This window comes from Bradyrhizobium sp. (genome assembly GCF_049512235.1).
GTDB lineage: Bacteria > Pseudomonadota > Alphaproteobacteria > Rhizobiales > Xanthobacteraceae > Bradyrhizobium.
Genome location: NZ_JBEKXH010000674.1, coordinates 1 through 2,965, shown reverse-complemented (window position 1 = coordinate 2,965; position 2,965 = coordinate 1). Strand labels below are relative to the sequence as shown.

Sequence of the window (2,965 nt, the reverse complement as noted above, 5' to 3'; positions counted from 1 at the left end):
TTATCGGGCGGCGCAAAGCGCCGACACCTTGGCGCGACCGGAATGACGACTACGTGACGGCCTCGGCTCACGCATTGACGTGGACGAAATCGCGCAGCAGCGGATAGATTTCGTTGTTCCAGCGCCGGCCGCTGAACACGCCGTAATGCCCGACGCCGGCCTGCATGTGGTGCACCTTGCGGTAGGTGCGGACGCCGGTGCAGAGATCCTGCGCGGCCAGCGTCTGGCCGATCGAGCAGATGTCGTCCTTTTCGCCTTCGACCGTCATCAGGCCCATCCGCTTGATCGAGGCCGGGTGCACCGGCCGGCCGCGATAGGTCAGCTTGCCCTGCGGCAGCAGATGCTCCTGGAACACATCGCGGATGGTTTCGATGTAAAACTCCGCCGACAGGTCCATCACGGCAAAATATTCGTCGTAGAAGGTCTTGATGGTTTCAGCCTTTTCCTTATCGCCCTTGGCGAGGTGATCGGCGAGATCGATATGCTGCTTGATGTGACGCTCGAGGTTCATCGACACGAAGGCGGTGAGCTGCACGAAGCCCGGATAGACCTGCCGGAACGCGCCCTTGCACTGGATCGGCACGTAATTGATCAGGTTCTCCTCGAACCATTTCAGCGGCTTGCTCTTGGCGAACACGTTGACCTTGGTGGGAAGGATGCGGGTGTCGATCGGACCGGCCATCAAAGTCAGCGTCGCCGGGCGCGCGGGGTGATTGTCCTCGCACATGATCGCGGCCGCGGCCAGTGCCGACACCGATGGCTGGCAGATCGCCACCATGTGCGAGCGCGGGCCCAGCTGGTCGAGAAAGGTGATGAGGTGCTCGGTATATTCGTCGAGGCCGAACTTGCCCTGGTCGAGCGGAATGTCGCGCGGGTTATGCCAGTCGGTGATGTAGACGTCGTGATCCTGCAACAGGGTTTTGACGGTACCGCGCAGTAGCGTCGCGAAGTGGCCGGACATCGGCGCCACCAGCAACAGCCGCGGCTGCTCCGGCGAGTTTTCCTTCTTGAAATGCAACAGCGAACCGAATGGCGTCGTGTAGACGACCTCCTCGGTTACCTCCCGCTCATGATTTCCCACCATCACCTTGTCGATGCCATAGGCCGGCCGCGAATAGGTCAGCGAGGTGCGCGAGATCAACTCGAGCGCGGCGGCGAGCCGTCCGAACAGCTTGTCGGAGACCCCTTGCGGGACGAGGTTTAGATACTTCAGCGCATAAGCTGCCCCAGTCCGCCACGGCGCCGTGAGGTCCATATGGTTCTGATAGGCCTGATACATCAAACCGGACTTCAGCAGCACGGGGAAATGACCTTTTTTATTTGGGCCGGTAGCAGGCGTCGGCCTGAAGCCTAATCGTTGCAGCAAAAGGGATTTCCCGTAGCGTTGGAGTTGGCCCGATACCTCGTGGACATCAACAAGATTCGCCCCTGCCTGTGCCAGCATGCAATATCGAAGCCAGCAAAGAGTCAAATGGCCTCGCAAACTGGCATGTCGCTTGCTGCATGCTATGCGATAAAGCATAAACATTAGGCACTTGGCAGCGGGACGTTCGGGCGAGATAATCCGCTTGGCCCGTTCGACGTTGAGGCGTTAAGGGGAAGGCCACATGGCGAAAGCGACACTGACCATCAGCAGCAAGAATTATTCGTCGTGGTCGCTGCGCGGCTGGCTTCTGACCAGGTTCTCCGGACTTGAGTTCGAGGAGATCATTACGGCGCCCGACGATCCCTCGGCGCGGGCCGAAATCCTGCTGCTGTCGTCCTCGATCCTGGTGCCGTGCCTGCGGCACGAGGGCGCCACCGTATGGGATACGCTGGCGATCGCGGAATATCTCAACGAGATCATGCCGGCCGCCGGCCTGTTGCCGGCCGACCGCATCCTGAGGGCGCATTGCCGTTCGATCTGCGGGGAAATCCATTCGGGATTTACGACCTTGCGGGCGTCGCTCCCGGTCAATCTGAAAGGCCATTTCCCCGGCTTCAAGATCTGGTCCCGCGCCCAAGCCGACATCGACCGGGTCTGCGCCATCTGGCGCGAATGCCTGGCCAAGTCCGGCGGGCCGTTCCTGTTCGGCGAACAACGCACCATGGCGGACGCCATGTACGCGCCGGTCGTGACCCGCTTGATGACCTATGATGTGAAGCTGGAGCCGCGGCTCAAGACCTATGCCGACATGATCATGGCGCTGCCGGAAATGCAGGAGTGGATCGAGGCCGCCAGGGCCGAGCCGGCCGACATCGAAGAACTCGAGGTGGAATATTAGGCAGCACTCGCGCTTGCCTGCCTGTTTGCAGGGCTCAAGCATCGGGCATGGGTTGCTTAACCAGGTGCCATCGTCGGAGCCTGGACCGGTACCGCCGCTGCGCCGCCGCTGCAGCGGCGCGACCGGCTCACGCCAAATTTCGGATTGTACCCAGCGGCTTCCACGGCTTTCCGACAGCGGAGCTTAGAACTGCCGCGTTGCAACGCGGCTGGCGTGATTTTCGCATGGCACTGGGGGAGCTGCGAGCACGGCGATCCCTGCTGCCAAAAAATTGGACGCTGCCGGTTGTCGCGATTGCATCCATAAGAACGCATCCAAGAACAAACACATCCCAAGAACAATGGAGGCCTCCAGATGAATCAGCACGCCGTCCTCAGCAAATTTTCCCACGTCAAGCCGGGCGATACCGAATTCACCGGGGGTGGCCTGCGCGACTTCTTCCTGTATCGCGATCTCGGCATCGCGGACGCGACCGGCGGGCAGGTGATCTGCCATCTGGTCAAGGCCAACCCTGACATGCCGCCGCAAGACGGCACCGGCTGGCATCGCCATGAGTGCGATTTCCAGATCGTGATCATGACCAAGGGCTGGGCGCGCTTCATGTATGAGGACAAGCCGACCCTGGTGCAGGCCGGCGACGTCGTGCATCAGCGGCCGGGGATCGTGCACTATTTATTCGATTACTCGCCGGACATGGAATA

3 protein-coding genes are annotated in these 2,965 nt (G+C 60.9%); 2 read left to right on the top strand and 1 reads right to left on the bottom strand.

The annotated features are described in order from the left end of the window. Positions 1–67: 67 nt before the first annotated feature. Positions 68–1,279 (bottom strand): polyhydroxyalkanoate depolymerase, encoded by a 1,212-nt coding sequence (locus tag ABSG20_RS33725; RefSeq protein ID WP_423868766.1) that lies wholly within the window; start codon positions 1,277–1,279, stop codon positions 68–70. 328 nt (positions 1,280–1,607) lie between these two features. On the opposite strand from ABSG20_RS33725, the gene ABSG20_RS33720 reads away from it, so the two are divergent. Both ABSG20_RS33720 and ABSG20_RS33715 read left to right on the top strand, forming a co-directional pair. Further along, positions 1,608–2,264 (top strand): glutathione S-transferase family protein, encoded by a 657-nt coding sequence (locus ABSG20_RS33720; protein ID WP_423868765.1) that lies wholly within the window; start codon positions 1,608–1,610, stop codon positions 2,262–2,264. Between the two features lie 354 nt (positions 2,265–2,618). Then, on the top strand, positions 2,619–2,965 hold a 347-nt coding region (locus ABSG20_RS33715; protein WP_423868764.1), incomplete at its 3' end, for an AraC family ligand binding domain-containing protein.